This window comes from Methylocaldum sp. GT1BB (assembly GCF_051027545.1).
GTDB lineage: Bacteria > Pseudomonadota > Gammaproteobacteria > Methylococcales > Methylococcaceae > Methylocaldum.
In genome coordinates, this window is sequence record NZ_CP194902.1 from 1,999,389 (window position 1) to 2,019,435 (window position 20,047).

Consider the following 20,047-nt stretch of genomic DNA (forward strand, 5'->3'; position numbering starts at 1 on the left):
ACCGAGACAAAGCGGATGTTTGGTTGTGACAGGAAACCGTCCAAAGCTAGCGCAATGATGACGCGCTGCACGAGGGGGTGTCACTTTCGCCGTTCAGTCTTTTTCACGGGCCGGCCTCCGCTCGACCGACGCGCCTCAACCTTACATTGCTCACGCCCAGCAGGCTTTCCCTTTCTATGGTGGACAAATAGGGCGTGGCGGGGGCGGCTTACTGGATCTAGCGAGAAGATTGGACGGCGCCTACAGTCCGGGCAGCCAGTTGTGCGCCTCACTCTGGCAATGCGGCACTAGGCATAGTGACCCAGTGATTGTGGAGGCGTCTTCACCACCGCTTTAACCAGGGCTGGATGGCTTGTAGCTTTCGGGCCACCACCCCGTAATCGACGGGCATGGTTCTGAGCTGGTCGAGCTTCGGCACGTCGGGCGGGGTTTCCACGCCAGGGTGCAGTGGAATTTGGGCGCAGTCGGCGAAAGCCAGCTTGCGCTCGGTGTCCGGAGACAGGAGGTAATCGACGAGCTCGCGGGCGGCCTCCGGGTGCTGCGCGCCCCGGATCGGCACGACGGCGTTGGGCAGGATCAGGCAACCCGGTTCGCCCTCGCCCTGGTCCGGGCAGATCATCTCCACGGGTTTACCCTGGCGCATGCGGTTGACCGCGTCATCGCTGTCAACCAGACTGAACTCGAATTCCCCGGCGGCCACCAGGTCCGCGCTTTCGCCATTGCTGGTGGAAATCTTGGTGCCGTTCCTTTTGAGGGCGTCCATAAACCCTTTGGCGCGCTCATCGCCCCACAGCGTGAACAGGGCCGCCACATGGGTGGCGGTCGTGCCGAACAGGGGGTTGGCAATAACGCCTTTGCCCGCCCACTTGGGATCGGTATAGGCGGCGAGGCTTTGCGGCTTGACGCGGGCCTTGTGGTGGATGATGAACACCCGCGCCCTTGCGGAAAAGCCGGTCCAGTACCCTTCGGGGTCCTTGAAGACCTTAGGGATGCCTTCGCCATTGGGGGACCGGTAAGGCGCCGAAACACCCCGCTGCTTCAGGACTTCCGCCCGGATCGGTTCGTTCGCCCAATAGACGTCCGCCTGCGGGTTGTTCTTCTCGGCGAGCAGCCGGTTCATGACGCCGGTACCCTTGGTTTCCTCGGTGTCGTACACCGCTTTGACGCGGATGCCGGTATCCCGCTCGAAATCCTTGAGGATCGGTTCCGAGAACACCTGATCCTCGCTGGCATAGACCACGACCGTGGCTTCCGCGCCCACGGCAGTCCGGGCGAGCGCCAGGCTCAGCAGCAGCGATAGCCATCTGTAGGGTTGCATTGTCATCGTTGCCTCCTTAAGGGTTTGGCGAAAACAGCAGTTTCAGGCCGATGAACAAAGTCAGTTCCGGCTCGTCCCGGAACGAGCGGCCGGCGGACACCATCAACACCCGGCCGGGGGCCATGACCCACTTTCCGCCCAGGTTGAAGCCGGCGTTGGGCTCGCCGCCGGGGGAAGGGGACGTAATGGCGAACACCTCGCCGCCGAGCTTGAGCCGCTTGCCCACGGCGTGCTCCAAGGCCAAACCGAAAAACCAGTAACTCTTGCCCTCGCCCCCGGCCCACAGCTTGTAACGCGCATCGCCGTAGATCACGGTGTCGCCCCACTGCTTCTGATAGAGCAGCGGCAATTGCAGGTTCGCCCGTCCCGCGCCGAGGCCTCTTTCCTCGTCTCCCGTGGGCAGGGTGAGCTGGGGGTTGATGCCGAAATACCCCGCTTCGGCGTCGAGGCCGAAGCGCCGCTTGTACTCGAACAGCACATCGCCCACGCCGGAGCGCAATCCGCCTTCGGCGGGGAGCCTGTAGGGCGCGGGCAGCTCGATGCTGAGCTGGGTGTAAGGGTCGTAGCCGTAATTGACGTCCACGCGCACGAATTCGCCGATCGCCGAACCATCCCGGCTGCGTTCCATGAACCAGGGCAGGTTGATCTCCCACTGGCCCGGTTCCGGCGGGTCGGGATCGTTGGTGAAGAAGGGCGGGCCGCCGAAGGCGGAGGCCGATCCGGCCAAAACCAAAGAGAAGACCCACCGAGTGGACGCCGGCGTGCCACGGCCCATCGATTATCGGGCGGTCACCACCAGATCGTCGAACGAACTGGCCGCATCCGCCTTGCTCCAAAAGCCGATCCCGCCCGCCTTCATAAAGGTTCTATCGGTAGTCTCCAGATATTTCCGGTCGTTCAAATAGGCTTCGATCTTGTCTCCCTGCTGAACGATCTTCAACCGGAACCATTCGCCGGATTTCACGCCGGAGATGTTCGCGCTGTCCAGTTGCTTGCGCCGCCCGTCCTTCACGAAGTACAGGCGGATGTTGTCTTCCAGGGGGTTATAGCGGGCGACGTAATAGTTATTGGCGTCCTGCACCCGCCAGATGAGACCACCCCCCTGATCTTCCTTGCCGCCGTCGGCGCGGAGGCTGACTTCGATGGCGCCGTCCCGGAATTTCACCGCGTTCGTCCAGCACAAGTTAAAAACATCCCCGGAATCGTCGTGAATCTTCGTGATCGCCAGAACATGGGGCGCGCTCGGCGCCTTGGGATCGGCCTTGACTTGCCACTCCGCCGGGGGACCGCCGGGATTCGTGGCCGCGATGGTCCAGCCGGGCGGAATGCCGCCCGGCGTCAGTTCATCGAAGCTCAGCCGGGATACCGCGGGACTCGTAGCCGCTTTCTCCTCGGCCGAGACCAGACCGGTGAATGTGCACAGCCCGAGGCACACAGCCAAATGGATGAGTTGTTTTGTCGCCATGATCAAGGGTTTCTCCTCTGGGTTTCCAAGGCGGATTGGAGCGCCCGCGCCAAATCGACCGTGGGGCCGACGCCCCAGTAGTGCAGGAAGACCGTTCGTGGCGATTCCATGGTCATGTGGCTGTGGATCGCTACGATCTGGATGCCGGCGCGGCGCAGCGCTTTGAGCACCGGCTGCAGTTCGTCCTCGCACATGACGAAGTCACCGTCGACGACCGCTTGCTCGTCGCTGCCTGCGAACGCGGCCCAGGTGTTGACGCCCATCGTGCTGCCGAGGGTGTTACCTTCCATGGTCGTGGTTCGCCCGAGGGTGATCTTGAAGACGCCTCCGGCCAACTCGCCTTTGGCGCCGATGACCGCCTCGATTTTCTTGGGATCGAGCGAGGTTTGGGCGGGGTCGATGGCAGCGAAGGGTACCTCGCCTCGGCCGCCGCGGGTCTCCTCGACTTTGGCGAATACCTCGCCCACGGCGGCCGCCAGCTTTTCTTCATCCCCCGTGCCGCCGATGTGCATGAACATCACCTTGGGGGAATCCCAGAAGAAATGGTTGTGCAGGGCGGTGATTTCGAGGCCGTTGTCGAGGGCCACGCTCATGACCGGATTCACCTGATCTTCGAGCAGGACCATGTCGCCCATGACCAGGGTTCGGCCCCCCGCCTTCATGAACGCGGCCCACGAGGTCAGCCCCAGGGGCGGCGTCATTTTGACGCCCGCCGCGGTCACCCGGAGATCGGCGCGTGGCTGGCTGACTTTGAATACGCCCTCCTTTTCGTCCAGTTTCCCTTTGACGCCGGTCAGCCGCTCGATTCTTGCCGTATCGAGCCCTTGCCCGCCGCTGGGGGCCTCCGCCGCAGCCGGGCCGGGCAAGAGGTTCAAGAGCGTTATCATGAAGATGGCGGTCAAGCGGTAAATCGTATCTCTGTTCATGGAGAATACCTCGATCGGTCTCACAGTGTGTTCACCGTTTGCCGGCAATAGGCATAAAGGGCCTCGTAGACGATGAATTCCTTTTCCAGAATCTCCCCATCATCCTTCAGTCCCAGGTGCTGAAATCCCTCGGCGATGGCCTTGAGCCCCGCGGCTTCCGGCCGCCCGTAGAGGTCCTGTTTCACGTCCGCGCCGTGCACGATTCTCGCGAGCAGGGCCACGGCGGGATCGTCGATCCGGTACTTGGCCACGACCGCCTCGAAACTGCACCGGCCCTCGTGGTGCCCGAGTTCCACGCCGGGGACATCGAAAGGAATAGCGCCGTGTCGCTCGGCCACCGCCAGGACCTGGTCGGCCGGAACGAACAAGAACTCGGCCTCAGGGTCAATGAACTTTTTGATGAGCCAGGGGCAGGCCACCCGGTCCACCTTAACGTTCTCGCGCGTGATCCACTTCATGATGTTTGACCTCCAGTGAGTTATGGAAGCAGTTTTTTATCGGCGCCTTTCTCGGTATGCGTGAGCACGCCTGCCGCGGCGAAGGCCGCGTAAACAGGTAGCACGCGCCCATGGCATCCAAGAGATCCACGATGAGGACCTTGCGGACGGGTTCGTCCACCTCTTGAGTTCTAACCACTTCGCCACGCGCGCTATCCCGTTGACCGATGCCATTCCGTCTTATCCCTTTACACCGGCCGATTCCGCCGTCCCGTCAGTACCCGAGGCGAGGAGTCCCCGGCGAACCTGGTCGAAGTGGGCGCGGATTTCCTCCACCGACCCCTGGCGGACGATGGCGCCCGCGCGCATCACCACGATCCGCTGGGCGATGGCGAACGCCTCGTCCAGATTGTGGGTGACGTAGAGCAGGGTGAATCCGAGTGCTTCCTGGAGCGCCAGAATCTCGCGGCGCAGTTCGAGGGCCAGTTCAAAGTCCAGGCTGGACAGGGGTTCGTCCATGAGCAGCAGGCGGGGTTGGGTGACGAGGGCACGGGCCAGGGCGACACGCTGCTGCTCGCCGCCCGAAAGTTCGCCGGGGCGCGCGTCCGGCCGCGATTCCAGGCGCACCAACCGCAGGGTTTCCCGGATGCGCCGTTCCCGCTCCGCCCTGGCAACGCCCTGCGCCTTCAGGCCGAATTCCAGATTCCCGCGCACCGTGAGATGCGGCCACAGGGCCAGGTCCTGAAACACCATGCCGAGACCCCGCTGTTCGGGTTCCAGGTCAAGGCGGCCGGCTTCCGCCGCGACCGCCCCGTCCAGCAGTACGGCGCCCCGCTCGGGCACGCGGAAACCGGCGGCGAGGCGCAGCACCGTGGTCTTGCCGCAGCCGGAAGGGCCGAGCAGCACGACCCGCTCGCCGGCTTCCACGTCCAGGGAAAAATCCCGCACCGCCGGCTTGCCCCGATAGGACGCCCAAACCTGCCGGAACTCGACGGCGCTCATGGCGAGTGCGCCTCTCTGCGAAGGCCAAGTCCAGTCAGGATGAGCGGCGGCAGTGCCGCGGCCACCAACAAGGCGCACAGCGCCGCCACCAACCCGAACGGGCTGTTGGCCATCACGGTGAAGATGCGCACCGGCAGGGTGTCCCCGCCGGGCGGGTACACCAGCAGGGCGAGTCCGGTATCGCGCAGGCAAAAGAGGTAAGCGACCAGCCAGGCGGTCAGGAGTCCTCGCCGGCTCAGGGGCAGCGCGATGAACAGGATCCGCCGCCACCAGCCAGCCCCGGCCACGGCCGCCGCCTGCTCCAGGGACGGCGGGAGGCGCGCCAGAGCGCTGTGGGCGATGCCCCCGGACAATGCTCCATACTGGATGAGATACCCCAACAGCAGGAGACCCGGCGAGGCGTAGAAGCCGGCAGTCGCAGGTTGGTTCCACAGTCCGATCAGGCCGATGCCTACAACTGAGCTGGGCAGGATCAGGAGCAGCAGGGCGGCGAATTCGGTGAGGCCTGCGCCGCGCGTCCGCTCGCGCCACAAAAGCCCCAGAAAAAATCCGAAGGCCGTCAAAAGGCTCGCCCCGAGCGCAGCGTACAACAGGCTGCGCCCGAGGGCATCGCCCGCCCGACGCCACGCGTCGCCGAAGTCCGCCGGGGCGGCTTGAAGCAGTAGTGCGCCGAGCGGCAACACCACGAGCATCAAAAGCAGACTGGATACGCCGACCGTCCATAGCCATTTGCAAGCGCCCAGGCGGATGGAAAGCGAGGTTCCCGCCGGCCGAAGATCGGGTGCCGCGAAGCGCCGCGAGCGCCATTCCGCCGCCAGCGGCAAGCCCACGACCAGCGCCAGCGGAGCCGCTGCCGCGATGGCCGCGTCGAAATCGTAGAAGGCCGCGAACTGGGTCAGGATTTCCACCGGGTACACGTCATAGCGCAGGAACATGGGCACGGTGAGTTCGCCCAGGACCAGCAGAAACACCAGGACAGCGCCGAATAGAACGCCCGGCCCAACGGCCGGCAGGGTGATGCGGCCAAGCACTTTCGGCCAGGCGGCGTACAGCCTCGCAGCCTCCTCCAGGCGGGGATTGACGCTATGGAGGAGGGTCGCCGTGAGTAGCACGATCAGGGGCAGAAACACCGTGGCCAGCGTTACGGCACAGCCCGGCAGTCCGAACAGCCATTCTGAGAGAGTTCCGGCCACTGAAGCGGGCAGCAGGCGGGCGAGCCAACCCTCCCGCCCCAGCAGGGCGAACCAGCCGAGCGCGAGGAAATAGGGCGGGAGCAGCAGGGGCAGGATGAACCCCGCGGCGAACAGGCGCCGCCCCGGCAGATCGGTCTTGCCGAGCAGCAGGCCGAGCGGCACGCCGAGTCCCAGCGCGCCCAGGGTGGCCAGTCCCGCGAGCAGCACGCTCCGACCGAAGAGCCGAGGCAGGCGGGGCGATGCCCACAGGTCCCGATAGCGATCCAGGCCGAACATTCCGTCCACGGTGAGACTCGATGCGAACATGACCACGAGCGGCGCCAATCCCAGCCCCAGAAACAAGGTTGCCGCAAGGGTCAGGGTGAGGCGTCTCGAACCCATGGAACCGGTGGTTTAATGCCTGACGGCAATACCTTCAGGCATTTTGGAGAAGGGAATGGTCTTCACCGCCTCGTCCCGCTTGGCGTCGATCACCCCCTGAACCGGGTCGAAAGGCGGCGGTGCTTCCGCGCGGGCCGGCAACATGGCGCACATCAGGAAAAGGAAAGTTCCTAGCGTAATCCTCGGAAAGACGATGCGGTTCATAACAGCACTCCCGCCTGGGCCAACCAGGGTTTGAGGAAGGTGAACAAGAAACCGACCAGGCCGCAGACGCCGATGACCGGGATGACGCCGACCCGGCAACGGAACAGGATCAGCAGCGCACCCAGGCCTACCAGAGCCGAAACGCCATCGAAGCGCCCAGAGAAGCCCTGCGGCCAAAATACGTGGTAGGCGAAAAACACAGCGAGGTTGAGGATGACACCCACCACGGCGGCGGTAATGCCGGTCAGGGGCGCGGTGAACTTGAGATTGCCGTGGGTGGTTTCGACCAGGGGGCCGCCCGCCAGGATGAACAGGAAACTGGGCAGGAAGGTGAACCAGGTCACCACGGCCGCGGCTGCGGTGCCTGCCAGAAAAAGCTGATCCGGTCCGAACAGTTGCTTGGCCCAGCCGGCGACGAAACCGACGAAGGTCACCACCATGATGAGCGGCCCCGGCGTCGTTTCGCCCAAGGCCAGGCCGTCGATCATTTGATGCGGAGCGAGCCAGTGGAAATGCTCGACCGCGCCCTGATAGACGTAGGGCAGCACCGCGTAGGCACCGCCGAAGGTGAGCAGGGCCGCCTTGGTGAAGAACCAGCCCATCTGCGTGAGCGCGCCGTGCCAACCATACTGCGCGTATAGGAAGCCGATCGCGCCACTCCATAGGATCAGGCCCGCTAGAATGATCTTGAGCAAGCTGGCCCAGGTGAAGCGGGCATGGGCGGGAACCGGCGTATCGTCGTCGATCAGCGCCGGACCGTAGCTTTGCTTGGCCGCACCATGGCCTCCGACCACAAATTTGCCGGGTGCAAACTTGCCGCCGATGCCGCCCAGGATCGCCGCTACCAGCACGATCAAGGGAAACGGCGCTTTGAAAGCAAAAATGGCCACGAACGCCGAGGCTGCCATGGCCCACAGCACCCAATTTTTCAGCGCCCCCGAGCCGACGCGCCAGGCTGCGAACAAAACGATGGCGGTCACCGCCGGCTTGATGCCGTACAGCACGCCGGCCACGGCGGGCACCTTGCCGAACGCCAGGTAAATCAAGCCCAGTCCGATCAAGATCAAGAGCGAAGGCAACACGAACAGCCCTCCCGCGATGATCCCGCCCCAGGTGCGGTGCATCAGCCAGCCGATATAGGTCGCCAGTTGCTGCGCCTCCGGCCCCGGCAGGAGCATGCAGTAGTTGAGTGCGTGCAGGAAGCGTTTCTCGCTGATCCAGCGGCGCCGTTCGACCAATTTCCGAATGCATGATGGCGATCTGGCCGGCGGGGCCGCCGAAACTGATGAAGCCGAGCTTGAGCCAGAACAGGAAGGCGGCCCAAAAACCTACGGCGACCGGGCGAACATTGTTCTTAGTGGGTGCGGTGACGTGGGAAGTTTCGCTCATGGCGCGGAATCCTTTTCAAATGCGGCCAGTAGCCCGTCAAACAGAACACTGGCGGCCGTGAACAGTTGATCGTCATTGGCGCTGGTTTCACGCAGGCCCGCCAATACGCGCTCAATGCCTTGGGCCTCCGGAGGTTGGATGCCGCCGACGTCGAGGAAGTGCACGATGCCGGCGAGTCGCGCGAGCGGTGGCGACTCCAGGCCGAATCCGGCCAGGAGGGTCTCGAAGGTCACCTTGCCGCCCACATGGGAAAAGGCGGCACCGTCGAAGTCGAACCCCAACGCGTCCTCCGGGCAGTCGGCGGGTGAAGCCAACCAGAGAATGCGGGCGTCCGGGTCGATGAAGCGGCGAATCAGCCAGGCGCTCGCGAGTCGATCCACCCAGGGGCGGGCACGAGTCGCCCACACGCGGCCGCGATAGTCGGCAATATCCAAGCGTGGGATCGCACCGGCCGCCGCATGCGGTTCGTCGGGGGACAGGCTGCGGCTGACCGAACTTTCCAGCTCCTGCAAGGCGGCATCGGCTTGTTTCTGGGCTTCCCCCGGGAAAAAGTCGATGGCGGCCAGTTGTCCAAATGTCTTGCGGAGCTTTCTGGCTTGTTTCAGTGTCGCCGGCGCGGTTTCGCTCGTCAGCTGAGAGCGGCATTGGGCAATCTCCGCCAGCAATTCGCCGAATTCGGATGAACGGTCAAACAGACCCGAAAAACCGTCTTCACCTTTTCCTTCAGCCGTCAGCAAATAGGCCGTGCCGCCGTTCTCACGGAGATCGTCGGCGACCTCGGCCAGAATCTCTCGACAGCCGTCCTGTTCGGGCAGCAAATAGACGCCATCCCGGAGCACCGCGGCGCCCGAGGCTTTGAGCGCTCGCCAGGCCCGCATTCGGGCCGTGGCGTTCTCCGTCGGCAGAGTCAGTATGAGCAAAAGCCAAGACATGTGTAGCATTCTCTACAGTAATGTAGATTATGCTACTCATTAAGCTGAAGGGCTTCAAGTTGCGTAAACGCCTTTTAAAACAGGTTTCTCAGCAATAAGACCAAGCCATAGCACACGCTGGTAGCTATCGCCGCGAGGCCGAGTGCCAGCCAGAAATTCAGCGACCGTTCCAGCAGCAGGGGCAAGATCCAAAAGAAGGCCAGTGAAGGTATCACCAGCCAGACGATTTGCCGCGCAAGCTCAGTTATCAGTTCGGTGTCCCCGGTGTCGACATAGAGCCAGATGAAGGCCAGAATCGATGTGATCGGCAGTGATGCGATGAGGGCGGCAACCAGGCTGCTACGTTTCGCCGTTTCGGAAATTACTGCGATCAACAGCGCGGATATCAACACTTTGAGGTACATGGCCGTTTGTGTTATTTGCTTGCCGGCTTGCAGCGGAGGTTGGTACGCCAAGATCGTACCCATTTTCTCGTTATGGTTTGCGCTTACGCTCGTAGGTGTTCATACCGACTCGTCTGCATTCAAGTCCTTCTGAATCTTTCAGAATAAATCAGACGTCTCGGAGCGGGCGTGCTTTATTCATGCCTATCAATAGACCGTAGCGCATTCGAAGTCGTTGGCCCAATCACCATGGGAATATGAAAGGGGACGCATGTCATGAGAATAGGCTCTGCTCTCTCCGAACATACGAGGGCTTACACTGAGCGGACTTTCAGGGCGAGTCTGCTCATGCTATCCGTGGTAATCGACCGCTCGGAGTTCAGTCCATCTACCGTACGCTTAACAGGCAGACCTCGCCCTCTGCCGAACCGACGCCCAGCATGTTGCCCTGAGGACTCCAGGCCAGCCGGGTCAGCGGATTTTTCAGGATACAAAGATCCTTCATTATGCCTTCGGGGATATTCCACAGGATCAACATTCCATCCTGCCCGACCGTGGCGAGAACATCCCGCTTCGGATGAAACCTGAGGTCGGCGATGCGGTCGATGTGGCGGCTGAGCACAAAGGGCTCCCGATTGGCCGGACCCGGTCCCGAGAAATTCCACAGCACCGCCTCACGGTCCGCGCCGCTGGCCAGATATCGGGATGAGGCATCCCAGTTCAATAGGCTGATCTTGCCGGGATAGCCCGACATGCCGACGTTCTTGGCGGTCTTTACATTCCAAACCAACAGGCTGTCATCCTGGCAGCCGGCAGCGAGGTGTTCGTCGTTCGGCGAAAGGCTCAGGGAGAGAAACGAGCCTTTCCACTGGAAATGCTTTTTCGCTTGCACGGCGTCTATCCGCCACAGCTTGACCCCGCCGTAACACGCGGTGGCCAATCGGCGTCCGTCGCGCAGCCAGGCCAAGCCCGTCACCGTGCTGGCATGATCGCCGTAGACTCGACACAATTCGCCGTCATTCTTCCACAGCTTCACGAACTTGCCGGCCGCCGAGGCGAGGAGATCGCCGCGCGGCGACCAGGCCACGTGTTCCACCCAGCCGCTGCCGCCATCCAGTACCATGGCCTCTGCACCGGTACCGGCATCCCACACCCGCGCCTTGCCGTCCTGTCCGCCGCTGGCGAGCCAACGTCCGTCGCAGGACCAGTCCAGCGCCAGCGTTCCCAGGCCGTGACCGGGCAGTTCATGAACGACCCCGCCGGTTTCTCCCGCGAGCAGCAGGATCGGACCGCCGACCGATGCCGCTGCCAGCGTAGATCCATCAGGCGACCAGGCCAGAGCGGTGATGTAATCGTCGCCCACGACCCGCCATTGCGGCTCGATCAGCTCGAACGGTGCTTTCTCATTCAAGCCAGACATTGCCGAAATCCCTCGTTCAAAGCGTGCCGGTCCAGATTGCGGCCGATGAACACCAGCTGGTTGCGGCGCGGCTCGTCGCCCCAGGGTTTATCGGCCTGCATGTTGAACAGCATATACACGGCATGGAACACCAGCTTCTTTTCCATGCCTTTCAGGCTGACGATGCCTTTGGTGCGGAAGATATCCGCCCCTTTTTCCCGGAGCAGCTCGCCGATCCAGTTGTTGAAGCGGCTGTAGTCCAGATCGCCGGGCTCGCTGATGCCCACCGACGTCACGTCATCGTCATGTGTGTGCCCGGCCTCCCATTCCCGGGTCATCACCGGTTCGACCCCTCGATCCCCGCGCAGGAAGGTCATGCCGAACTCATCGGGATGATGCTGGGTGAAGCAGGCGTAATGCCCGTCCCGCTCGACCGAAACCCGAATTTGCTTTATGCCGCCGGCGCTCAGATCCAGCTCGTGCAGGCATTCCTCCGTTAGGCCGGCATCGGGCGCGAGCCGCTTGGGAGGGTCCGAGAACAACCGGACCATGCGCTCTTGCAGACCCATGAGGCAACTGTCGCTGGCATCGGCCACCGGCAGCCAAATCAAGCGGATGGCGGGATCGGGGCCGTCTTGGATAATCCAGCGGTAATCCCCGGCGGCGAGATGGAACAGCCCGGCCCATTCGAAGGGATATTCCGGATCCAGGAAACCGGGCTTGACCGTCAGCGCCCGATCGAGGTCGAACCCGCCGACGTCCAGTACCTCGGCCAGATCCACCTGGCCGTTCACCGTACGATGGATTCGGGCCATGGCATTCATGCCCCGCACCCGCTTTTCCAGGGCGGCCAGCTCCGGTTCCGAGACTAGGTCGGCCTTGTTGAGGAGAATCACGTCGGCGAAGGCGATTTGTTCCTTGATCTCCTCGCTGTCTTCGATATGCAAGTGCACATGTTTGGCGTCCACCACGGTGATCACGCCGTCCAGCCGGAGCTGCGAGGCGATTTCCTCGTCGACGAAGAAGGTCTGGGCCACCGGAGCGGGGTCGGCGATCCCCGTGGTCTCGATCAGGATGGCGTCGAACTTGTCGCGCCTCCGCATCAGATTGCCGAGGATGCGGATCAGGTCGCCCCGGACCGTACAACAGATACAACCATTATTCATCTCGAAAATTTCTTCATCGGCATCGATGACCAGGGCATTGTCGATGCCGATTTCGCCGAACTCGTTTTCGATCACGGCGATGCGTTTGCCGTGGTTTTCGCTTAGGATTCGGTTCAAGAGGGTCGTTTTGCCTGCACCCAGGAAACCTGTCAGCACGGTGACGGGGATGCGGTTCGAAGTGATAACGGTCATGTCATGGCTCCGTTTTGTTGGGGAGATGAGTGGTGTAGATCGCGATCGATCCGCGCATAGGCAGAATGGTTGTGGATGGATTCGAAGTTCTCCGCTTCGACCGTGTAGGCCAGGATGCGGGGCTCCGCGTCCATCCGGGTGGCCACGTCGCGCACCATGTCCTCGACGAACTTGGGATGGTCGTAGGCGTATTCGGTGACATACTTCTCGTCGGGACGCTTGAGCAGTCCGAAGATCGGGGAGGAGGCTTCGGCCTCCGCCCACTCGATCAATTCCTCGATCCACACGAAATCAGCGGTCGTCACGGTCACGGTGACGTGAGAGCGCTGATTGTGGGCGCCCCGTTCGGCAATCGTCTTGGAACAGGGACAGAGGCTGGTGACCGGCACCGCGACCCGGATTCGGGTCGTGACTTCGCCTTCGGCGATTTCGCCGACCAGGGCCACTTCGTAGTCCATCAAGCTGCGCACGCCGGTGACCGGCGCCGCCTTTTCGACGAAATACGGAAACCGCATTTCGATGTAGCCGGACTGGGCTTCCAGTCGCCGAATCATCTCGGCCAGCATGTCGCCGAAGGACTCCACGCCGATTTCGCGTTCGTAACCGTTGAGTATCTCCACGAAGCGGGACATGTGGGTGCCCTTGAAGCCGTGGGGCAGGTTCACGTACATGTCGAAGCGGGCGATGGTGTGCTGCTCGCCCTGGCTGAGGTCCCGGACCCGCACCGGATGCAGGATGTCCTTGATCCCGACCCTGTCGATGGCGATGCGGCGGGAGTCGGCCCGGCCCTGCACGTCTTCGATGCCGATCGGAGCGCTCATCGATCCTCCTCCGTATAGCGGACGCACGACGTGTCGGTTTCCCACAAGGTCACGGCGCTGACCCGGGCGAATTCCCCGTCGATCCGTTCGGCGAGCCGGCGGTAAAACCAGCCGGCCAGGTTCTCCGCCGTCGGATTGATCCGGTCGAACGGCTCGATCTCGTTGAGATAGCGGTGGTCCAGGCTGTCGGCAAGCGTTCGGGCTTCCGCCTTGATGGTCTTGAAATCCAGGGCGATGCCCAGCGCGTCCAGGATGCGCGCGGAGACCTCCACCTCCAGCTTCCAGTTATGCCCGTGCAGGCGGCGGCAATCGCCGGGATAATCGCGGAGCGAGTGCGCGGACGAGAACTGGACCTGCACGCGAAGCCTATAAAGGCTGCGTTTGCCTGAGGCGGCCGCGGCGAGGGACGAGTCGTTGCTATGGATGTCCATGGGTTGCGATAGGATCGTTAGTCAATGCAGGCGGATCGCATCCGGAACCGCGATGCCACCCACGGCCGCCATCAGTTCCTCGGCGAGTTCGTGAACGGCGCCTGCGGCGATGAAGACCAGGCGTCCGAGCCCGTCGTCGGATGCTCGGGCCGGCAAGGGAACCGGCGGATACAACCGGCCCGTCGCGGCTTGCACGATGACGGGCTCGGACCGGTCGGACAGGCGAACCACTCCCTTCACCCGCACCAGACGGGAACGATGCTGGGCCAAAAGGTCTTCCAGCACGGTTTGCAGGCGCGGCCAGGGAATCGGCGCGCTCAGGTAGAGGGACACGCTGCGGAAACCGTGATCGGGCAACTCCTGGCCCTGTGGCAGTCGGCGATTATCGGGAGCCACCGGCGCCAGAACGGTTTCCGGATCGATGACTCCCTGTACTGCGACCAGCCTGGGCGTGGCCGGCGCGAGTTCGTCCAGCCGGACAGCCAAGCGCACCATCTCCTCCGCGTTTGCCTGATCGGTGTGGGTGAGCACCAGGACATCCGCCCAAGCCACCTGGGCGCGGGCTTCGGGAAAACGGCCCAATTGTTCTTCGGCTGCCGGTACTGACACCATCGCGATCACCGCTTGCAGATGGTAGCGGGATGCCAGCCAGCGGTCCCGCAGCAGCGTGTCCAGAACGGGTTCGGGGCTGGCGACGCCGCTCGCCTCGATGACGATCCGGTCGAACCGCGGCGAGCGGGGATTCTCCCAGGCCAGCCGGAGGTTTTTGAGCACCGGCGCCAAGGCGCCCCGCATCTGGCAGCACAAACAACCGCCGGACCGATTGTGTCGCCATTTTTTGCAAAACCTTTTGGGACTTCCGAGTCACCAAAAGGAGCAAAAACTTGGCGACAAGTTATTGCCTGCGGCGCCCCGGACGCCCTGCGTTCGACCGGTCCCGACCCGACAAGGGGTCGGAACCTGGCTCCACAATGGCTCGACGCCCGGTCGCGATGCCTTGTGGATGGCCTACGACCGTTGCTAACGCAACGACCTTCGGCCATCCACCCGGCGCTCGGGCTTCCGGGGACTACTCGACTCGCTCGCATTCGCATCGCTCCATGTCTCGCAGCGAGGGTCATGAGCGGGATGTCCTGACGCTCGATCAGGGCCTGGTCCACCGGGGTGGAGCCGAACTCGTTGATCAGCACCGCCGTACGCGGTCCCTGATCCAGCAAACGATTCAGCAGCGTGGTCTTGCCGCTGCCGAGAAAGCCCGTCAGAACGATGACGGGAAGCGGGGTTTTGGGGCTTAGCGACATGTTTGCACCGGTGCTGGCCGGTTCGAAACGGGAACCGCCCGAAAACGTTCCGCATCCTTGAGGGCGAAGTCCACGTCGTTCACTTTGAAGTGATCGAGGGACAGGCTGTGGAAGCGGTCGAAATGAACTTTGACGGATCGCTCGATGCGGCGGTCGTATCCGGGTTGAATCACCTGCGCCGTCCCGTGGACGCGCTCGACCACTTCGCCGTCCCGCACCACCACGCGCCCGTTTTTCAACACCAGCGCGGCGTCGGCGAACATGGCGCGCCGGTCGGGTTGCGGCCGATAAACGGCGATGTCGGCGACGGCGCCGGGGGCGAGATGGCCGCGGTCGCCAAGACCCAGCAAACGTGCCGGGGCGGCGCGGGTCATGATCGCGATTTCAGGGAGCGAAAACTCCCGCTTCAGCTCCGGCAAGAGGGTCAGCGCCAAGGCTTCCTGATTAAGCCGTGCCATGCAGGACTGGCGATAGTCGGCGTCCATGAGCAGGCGGATCAGTTCCGGATAGGCGGTGAAGGGCGCGCCGTTGGGATGATCGGTGGTGAAGAACACCCGCCAGGGATCTTCCGCCAGCAGGAAGATTTCCAGGCCGATGGCCCACTGTAAGGTGTTGACGAAGCTTTTTTCCCGGTAGCGGTAGGGCACGATGCCGCCCGCACCGTCACATTCGGCGTCCCACATCACCCATTTGCCGGGGCTGGCATCGTCCCGGCGGCTGTATTGAGCGGTGACATCACCGGAAATCGTCACGGTCCGGCCGAACAGTACCTGGCCGACGTCCATCGTGATATTCGGATGGCGGCGGAAGGCTTCCATCAGGCGCGCCGCGCCCGAGGAAAAGCCTTTGGCGCCCTCCTGTCCGTAGCCGTAGAACTGGATGTGCGCCAAGTGCATGGGCAAGCCTTGCGCGGCTTCCATGGTGGCGACGGCGGTGTCCACGTTGCCCGGCATCCCCAGGTTGTTGCAGTGGACATGGACGGGATGCGGAATGCCCAGATCGCACACCGCACGCTGCAGGGCTTGCAGGATATGCCGGGAACTCACGCCGTAGAACGGCACCACATCATCCAGATCAAAACACCGCACATTCCATTTGAAGGCATTGGCCCCGCCGGCGTTGATGACCTTCAGGCCCAGGCAGCGGGTGGCGTTCAAGGTCCAGGCCACGTAATCGTCGACTTGCGCCTGGCTGGCCTTGTCGCGCAGCAGCCGCAACAGGAAATCGTCGCTGCCGAGGATGGCCAGGCCGGCCGTGTCGATGATCGGAATATCCGCCATTTGTAAGTGGGCATCCAGGGCGTTGGCCGGCAACACCGCCGGTTCGACCACGGTGGTGTAGCCCATTCGGGCGTAGCGGTAGCCGGTGTCCGTGCTCGACCATTTAGCCGTGCTGAACGGGTGGCCGAACCGTCGGGCCATGACATTGCGGTGCTGTTCCGGCAGCAGCACGCGGGCGGTGTTGACGTTGCCGCCCGCAATGTGGCTGTGGATGTCGATGGCCCCGGCCATGACGATATGTCCGGAGATGTCGTGAACCGTGTCGACTCGCGCGCCGGGACCGGGGTCGGAGACGATAAGGCCGTCCCGCACGAACAAGTCGCGGATTTCTCCCGCGAGCCCTTGGGTTGGGTCGTAGATCTCGCCGCCCGCCAATTTGATCAGCATGGTTCGGCGCTCACAGCAGATCCAGGGTCAATAGGAGACGGCGCGGTTCCGCCGGCGTCGGCTTGGGCGAGCGGTGCACCAGCCCGTGGCCCTTGTTGCCCTCCCACTTGCCGCCTTTCATCAGCCCGACCGCATAGGGCGGCATGGCGTGGATCGCGGTTTCATCCAGAATCAGCCCGGACTCCTCGTCGGGCAACCCTTGCGCACCGGGTCCCAGCTTGGTCCGGTCCACGCAGTCATCCGGCAGCCACTGGGTGCCGACGCCGCCGTAGGTGCAGACCAGACGAGCGGGCACATGATCGACGTGGAAGCGCGGACACATGGGCCTGGCCAGGGTGCGAAGGCGGAGGCCCGCCCGCTCGGATTCGAACAAGTCGCAATAGGCGCCGGTCAAGCGGGCGACATCGCGCCACCAGTCGTCATGCCCCGAAATGTGCTTGCACTCCGGCAACAGCGAGCCGAAATCGAAATGCTCGAAACGAATTTCTTCGGCCAGTTCGATTTCAATCGGGCTTCGCAGGAGTTCGGTAACAAACCTCCGAAGCGGCTCCTCGGGTTGCCGGTGAATCAGGCACAGGCTCACCCCGGGCTCGTAGATGCGGGCGAGGTCGGCCAGATCGTTCGACTGGACGGCGAAAGAAACGTTTTGAGCGGGTTCGATCCGGTGGGCGGATGCGGTCATGGAACCTCCTTATCCGGGTAACAACAGGTTTTCGAAAACGACGATGCCTTGCATGAAGCCGATCCCGAGGCCGAAGGTGGTCGCTTGTCCGACCAGGCCGGGCAGGGTGGGAATTTCGTGCAGGGCGGGAATCAGGTCGGAGCCGGCGATATAGATGAAACCGCCGGCGGCGAGGGGCAGCAGCAGGATCAGGGAGGACTCGGCCGCCTGACCCAGGGCCAGGGTGAAAACGACGCCAGCCATTACCGTCAGCGAGCAATAAAAGTTGTAGAGCACGGCCTGCCGCGGAGTGTAGCCGCCGTAGACCAAGGCGCCCACGTCGCCTAATTCCTGGGGGACTTCATGGGCCACGATGGCGAAGGTGGTGGTGAAGCCGAGGATCGGATCGGCCAGGAAGCTGCCGGCAATCAGGATGCCGTCGACGAAGTTGTGGATGGCATCGCCGATCAGGTTCATTCTGGCCAGGGGCCGAATATCTTCGGAGCCGGTATCGAGCGCGAAACGATGGTCATGGCGCCAGCGCACCGCTTTCTCCAGCAGGAAAAAGACGAATACGCCGACGAGGGCGGTCATGCAGACCGTCGACACCGAGCCGTGGCGCGCGGCCGCATCGGGAATCAGATGGATGAAGGCATCGCCCAGCAATACGCCCACCGCCAGGGAGACCAGATTAGGCACTATGGCCGCCAGCCGTTCCGGCTTTATCCACAGGACGAACAACCCGCTGAACGAGACCAGGCTGACCGTCAGTCCCGCGGCCAAGGCATAGATCGCGGTGACCCAGTCGTTCACGCGTCCGCCTCGTCCTGAGGCCACGCCGGGAAACGGTCTTCGCAGGCTCGCCAGACCTCGGAGCCGACGTCAGCCACCGTGACCAGCGTAGCGGATCGCGCCATGGCGGAGAGGCTTGCGCCGTCCTCGCCGCGAAAGGTGAATGCCGCGTCGGTGGGCAACGGTCCTGCGATACCTGCGGACCGATCACACGCATTCTTGTGTTTCATTCTGCGGGCCTCCATGCCCCCAAATTCGCTCCGGGCGAATTTGTCGATCGCCGGGTAGCCGAAGCGCCTCTCGTGCGGCAGTCGTCCGACCTCGCGTCGGTCGTTGACGATCACCGCCACCAGGCGCTTTTCCCGATTGGACAGAAGGTGATTGAGCAGGGTTGTCTTGCCAGGTCGAGCGAAACCCGACAATACGGTAACGAGCAGTTTGCGCGGCAAGTGATCCGAGTTGGCTGTACGCATCGACGACTGAAAAGTCATATAAAATGTTATAGCGTTACATTATTTGGAAATGAGGCGCACGTTACTCCGTTGGTTCCGGGACTTAAGGGCTTGTTTGCGTCAACAGCTGAAACGATCGCCGCTTTCCACGCAGCTGTTCGGCGGGGATGGCCCGGTTGCGACAGCCAGCGTGGTAGGTATGGGAGGATGAAACAGTTCCATGGGCGGCGAAACAGGGGTTGACATCATGGATCGATCACGTCCTGCCCAGATCAATGATGTGACTATATAACATAACTGATCTGGGCCGCAAGCTCATAGATCTATGTTGCGGCTACTGGCCGGCGTCAAGGCGGATGTCATCCTCGGATGACTCCGCCGAGGAGGGCCTCTGCATTCTTGAGTAGCCTGGGCCAGGAGTCACTGCTGGCCTCGACCGTGACATGAACCAGCTCCTGGTGAACGCGTAATAGCCCTCTGAAGTACTCCGGGTGAATATCCTCTTCCATGGCCAGGTTGCCGATGCAAGCGAACTTGCCTTTGCCGACGCGCCAAATGTGAAGATCGCAAATTTCGGCCTGGATCGGGCTTGCTTCTATGATCGCGCGGATTTCCGCCGTCACCGGGGCGTCCATTTCGCCATCGAGCACCGGACGGGTGGGCTCCTCGGGTTTTTGGCCGCAGGCGACCGCTAGCATCGCCGTTCCGACCCATACGATCCACGCTGAGATGGGGACCCGGCCCTTCAGTGATGCGTTCATCAGAGACCTCCCGTCTCATCGTTCGGGAGGAGTTCGTAGCTGACGACCCGGTGGACCGGATCCACCTGGAGGCGAAAGGCCGGCCCACCGAGGACCCGCAAGGCGTCCTGCACGGTGAGCGGTCCGAGATGGCGCTGGACATCGGGAACCGTCTGATTCAGCAGCACCTGCACCTTTGGGCCGTGTTCATCGGGATCGGCAAGCCGATACCCGGAATGCCGCAACAGATACTCCGCCGCGTCCCTGACCGTAAAAATGTCCCGCGGGAGGCGGACATCGATGACCATGAGAAGCGGATCGATCTGTTCCGCGCTGGGCCTCGCCGTCACCACCGAGTAGCGCCCGGTTTGGACCCGGATCGGTTCGAGGGTCTTCACCGGACGGTTCCCGGAGGCTACCGGATTCGCTTGGGCGTCAGAACGATTCGCTACCGGTCTTGCAGGCGGCCCGGACAGACGCTTCGTGTGTCCGGCACAGCCGGTTAACGTCAGGCTGAGCGCCAGGATCGGAAGCAGTGTCTGGTAGGGAAGCTGTCGCATCGGCGGCCCGTATCGATGGTGTTGCGCCGATGGTGCAAGCATTATCCGGTGGATTCAAACGGAAACCGTTCATCGATTCGTGGGCGGTTTGGCTACAGGCGTTTCCATATTCCAATTCCATTTGTTGGAGGACGGGTACCCTTTCCATTCAAGCCCTGTCCGGTACCTTTTTCCCTTCTTTTCCGGACCTTTTGGCTCTTTACCGTTTGTTTTGTCGAACATCCTATTGGTCGGT

Annotated in this window: 21 protein-coding genes and 2 pseudogenes; all 23 read right to left on the bottom strand. The window is 62.7% G+C overall.

The window, feature by feature from the left end:
• Window positions 1-322: 322 nt before the first annotated feature.
• Window positions 323-1,324 (bottom strand): extracellular solute-binding protein, encoded by a 1,002-nt coding sequence (locus ACR2TX_RS10235; protein WP_434111495.1) that lies wholly within the window; start codon window positions 1,322-1,324, stop codon window positions 323-325.
• 10 nt (window positions 1,325-1,334) lie between these two features.
• On the bottom strand, window positions 1,335-2,093 hold the full coding sequence (locus ACR2TX_RS10240) for a transporter (protein WP_434111497.1): 759 nt from the start codon (window positions 2,091-2,093) through the stop codon (window positions 1,335-1,337).
• Window positions 2,094-2,096: 3 nt separating this feature from the next.
• Window positions 2,097-2,783 carry a family 16 glycoside hydrolase gene (locus ACR2TX_RS10245; protein WP_205780883.1) on the bottom strand — a complete coding sequence of 229 codons (687 nt, stop codon included), beginning with the start codon at window positions 2,781-2,783 and terminating at the stop codon, window positions 2,097-2,099.
• Window positions 2,784-2,785: 2 nt separating this feature from the next.
• Window positions 2,786-3,709 (bottom strand): DUF1259 domain-containing protein, encoded by a 924-nt coding sequence (locus tag ACR2TX_RS10250; protein ID WP_077732422.1) that lies wholly within the window; start codon window positions 3,707-3,709, stop codon window positions 2,786-2,788.
• Window positions 3,710-3,729: 20 nt separating this feature from the next.
• Window positions 3,730-4,167, bottom strand: coding sequence for a chromate resistance protein ChrB domain-containing protein (locus tag ACR2TX_RS10255; RefSeq protein ID WP_077732423.1), 438 nt, complete (start codon window positions 4,165-4,167; stop codon window positions 3,730-3,732).
• 219 nt (window positions 4,168-4,386) lie between these two features.
• Window positions 4,387-5,226 (bottom strand): ABC transporter ATP-binding protein, encoded by an 840-nt coding sequence (locus tag ACR2TX_RS10260; protein WP_240502648.1) that lies wholly within the window; start codon window positions 5,224-5,226, stop codon window positions 4,387-4,389.
• A complete protein-coding gene (locus ACR2TX_RS10265) occupies window positions 5,145-6,722 on the bottom strand; it encodes an ABC transporter permease (RefSeq protein ID WP_077732425.1) in 1,578 nt (525 codons plus the stop codon). Before ACR2TX_RS10265 ends, ACR2TX_RS10260 begins: the two co-directional genes overlap by 82 nt.
• A 12-nt stretch (window positions 6,723-6,734) precedes the next feature.
• Window positions 6,735-6,926: a hypothetical protein gene (locus ACR2TX_RS10270; protein WP_077732426.1), complete on the bottom strand. Its 192-nt coding sequence runs from the start codon at window positions 6,924-6,926 to the stop codon at window positions 6,735-6,737.
• Window positions 6,923-8,315, bottom strand: a pseudogene (chrA, locus tag ACR2TX_RS10275) (chromate efflux transporter). Before chrA ends, ACR2TX_RS10270 begins: the two are co-directional and overlap by 4 nt.
• Entirely contained in the window at window positions 8,312-9,247 is a 936-nt protein-coding gene (locus ACR2TX_RS10280) for a chromate resistance protein ChrB domain-containing protein (RefSeq protein ID WP_434132072.1), read from the bottom strand. Before ACR2TX_RS10280 ends, chrA begins: the two are co-directional and overlap by 4 nt.
• A gap of 74 nt (window positions 9,248-9,321) precedes the next feature.
• Complete coding sequence (locus ACR2TX_RS10285; protein ID WP_434132074.1) at window positions 9,322-9,714, bottom strand: DUF3147 family protein; 393 nt, start codon at window positions 9,712-9,714, stop codon at window positions 9,322-9,324.
• A gap of 304 nt (window positions 9,715-10,018) precedes the next feature.
• Entirely contained in the window at window positions 10,019-11,050 is a 1,032-nt protein-coding gene (locus ACR2TX_RS10290; protein ID WP_434132075.1) for a hypothetical protein, read from the bottom strand.
• A complete protein-coding gene (locus ACR2TX_RS10295) occupies window positions 11,038-12,387 on the bottom strand; it encodes a CobW family GTP-binding protein (RefSeq protein WP_434132077.1) in 1,350 nt (449 codons plus the stop codon). The genes ACR2TX_RS10290 and ACR2TX_RS10295 overlap by 13 nt, the downstream gene beginning before the upstream one ends.
• Window positions 12,384-13,208 carry a GTP cyclohydrolase FolE2 gene (gene folE2, locus ACR2TX_RS10300; RefSeq protein ID WP_434132080.1) on the bottom strand — a complete coding sequence of 275 codons (825 nt, stop codon included), beginning with the start codon at window positions 13,206-13,208 and terminating at the stop codon, window positions 12,384-12,386. Before folE2 ends, ACR2TX_RS10295 begins: the two co-directional genes overlap by 4 nt.
• On the bottom strand, window positions 13,205-13,639 hold the full coding sequence (gene queD, locus ACR2TX_RS10305) for a 6-carboxytetrahydropterin synthase QueD (protein ID WP_077732432.1): 435 nt from the start codon (window positions 13,637-13,639) through the stop codon (window positions 13,205-13,207). The genes folE2 and queD overlap by 4 nt, the downstream gene beginning before the upstream one ends.
• 21 nt (window positions 13,640-13,660) lie before the next feature.
• A complete protein-coding gene (locus tag ACR2TX_RS10310) occupies window positions 13,661-14,446 on the bottom strand; it encodes a CobW family GTP-binding protein (protein ID WP_276205420.1) in 786 nt (261 codons plus the stop codon).
• 362 nt (window positions 14,447-14,808) lie between these two features.
• Window positions 14,809-14,940: pseudogene (locus tag ACR2TX_RS10315) on the bottom strand (GTP-binding protein); the annotation flags it as partial.
• Complete coding sequence (locus tag ACR2TX_RS10320) at window positions 14,931-16,607, bottom strand: formylmethanofuran dehydrogenase subunit A (RefSeq protein ID WP_077732435.1); 1,677 nt, start codon at window positions 16,605-16,607, stop codon at window positions 14,931-14,933. The gene ACR2TX_RS10320 and the pseudogene ACR2TX_RS10315, both read right to left, overlap by 10 nt.
• Window positions 16,608-16,617: 10 nt before the next feature.
• On the bottom strand, window positions 16,618-17,289 hold the full coding sequence (locus ACR2TX_RS10325) for a DUF1826 domain-containing protein (RefSeq protein ID WP_077732436.1): 672 nt from the start codon (window positions 17,287-17,289) through the stop codon (window positions 16,618-16,620).
• A 9-nt stretch (window positions 17,290-17,298) separates the two neighbouring features.
• Entirely contained in the window at window positions 17,299-18,081 is a 783-nt protein-coding gene (locus ACR2TX_RS10330; protein WP_077732437.1) for a ZIP family metal transporter, read from the bottom strand.
• Window positions 18,078-18,533, bottom strand: coding sequence for a GTP-binding protein (locus ACR2TX_RS10335; RefSeq protein WP_168175536.1), 456 nt, complete (start codon window positions 18,531-18,533; stop codon window positions 18,078-18,080). Before ACR2TX_RS10335 ends, ACR2TX_RS10330 begins: the two co-directional genes overlap by 4 nt.
• Before the next feature lie 338 nt (window positions 18,534-18,871).
• Entirely contained in the window at window positions 18,872-19,273 is a 402-nt protein-coding gene (locus ACR2TX_RS10340) for a hypothetical protein (RefSeq protein WP_077732439.1), read from the bottom strand.
• Window positions 19,273-19,812: a pili assembly chaperone gene (locus ACR2TX_RS10345; RefSeq protein WP_168175537.1), complete on the bottom strand. Its 540-nt coding sequence runs from the start codon at window positions 19,810-19,812 to the stop codon at window positions 19,273-19,275. Before ACR2TX_RS10345 ends, ACR2TX_RS10340 begins: the two co-directional genes overlap by 1 nt.
• Window positions 19,813-20,047: the final 235 nt, after the last annotated feature.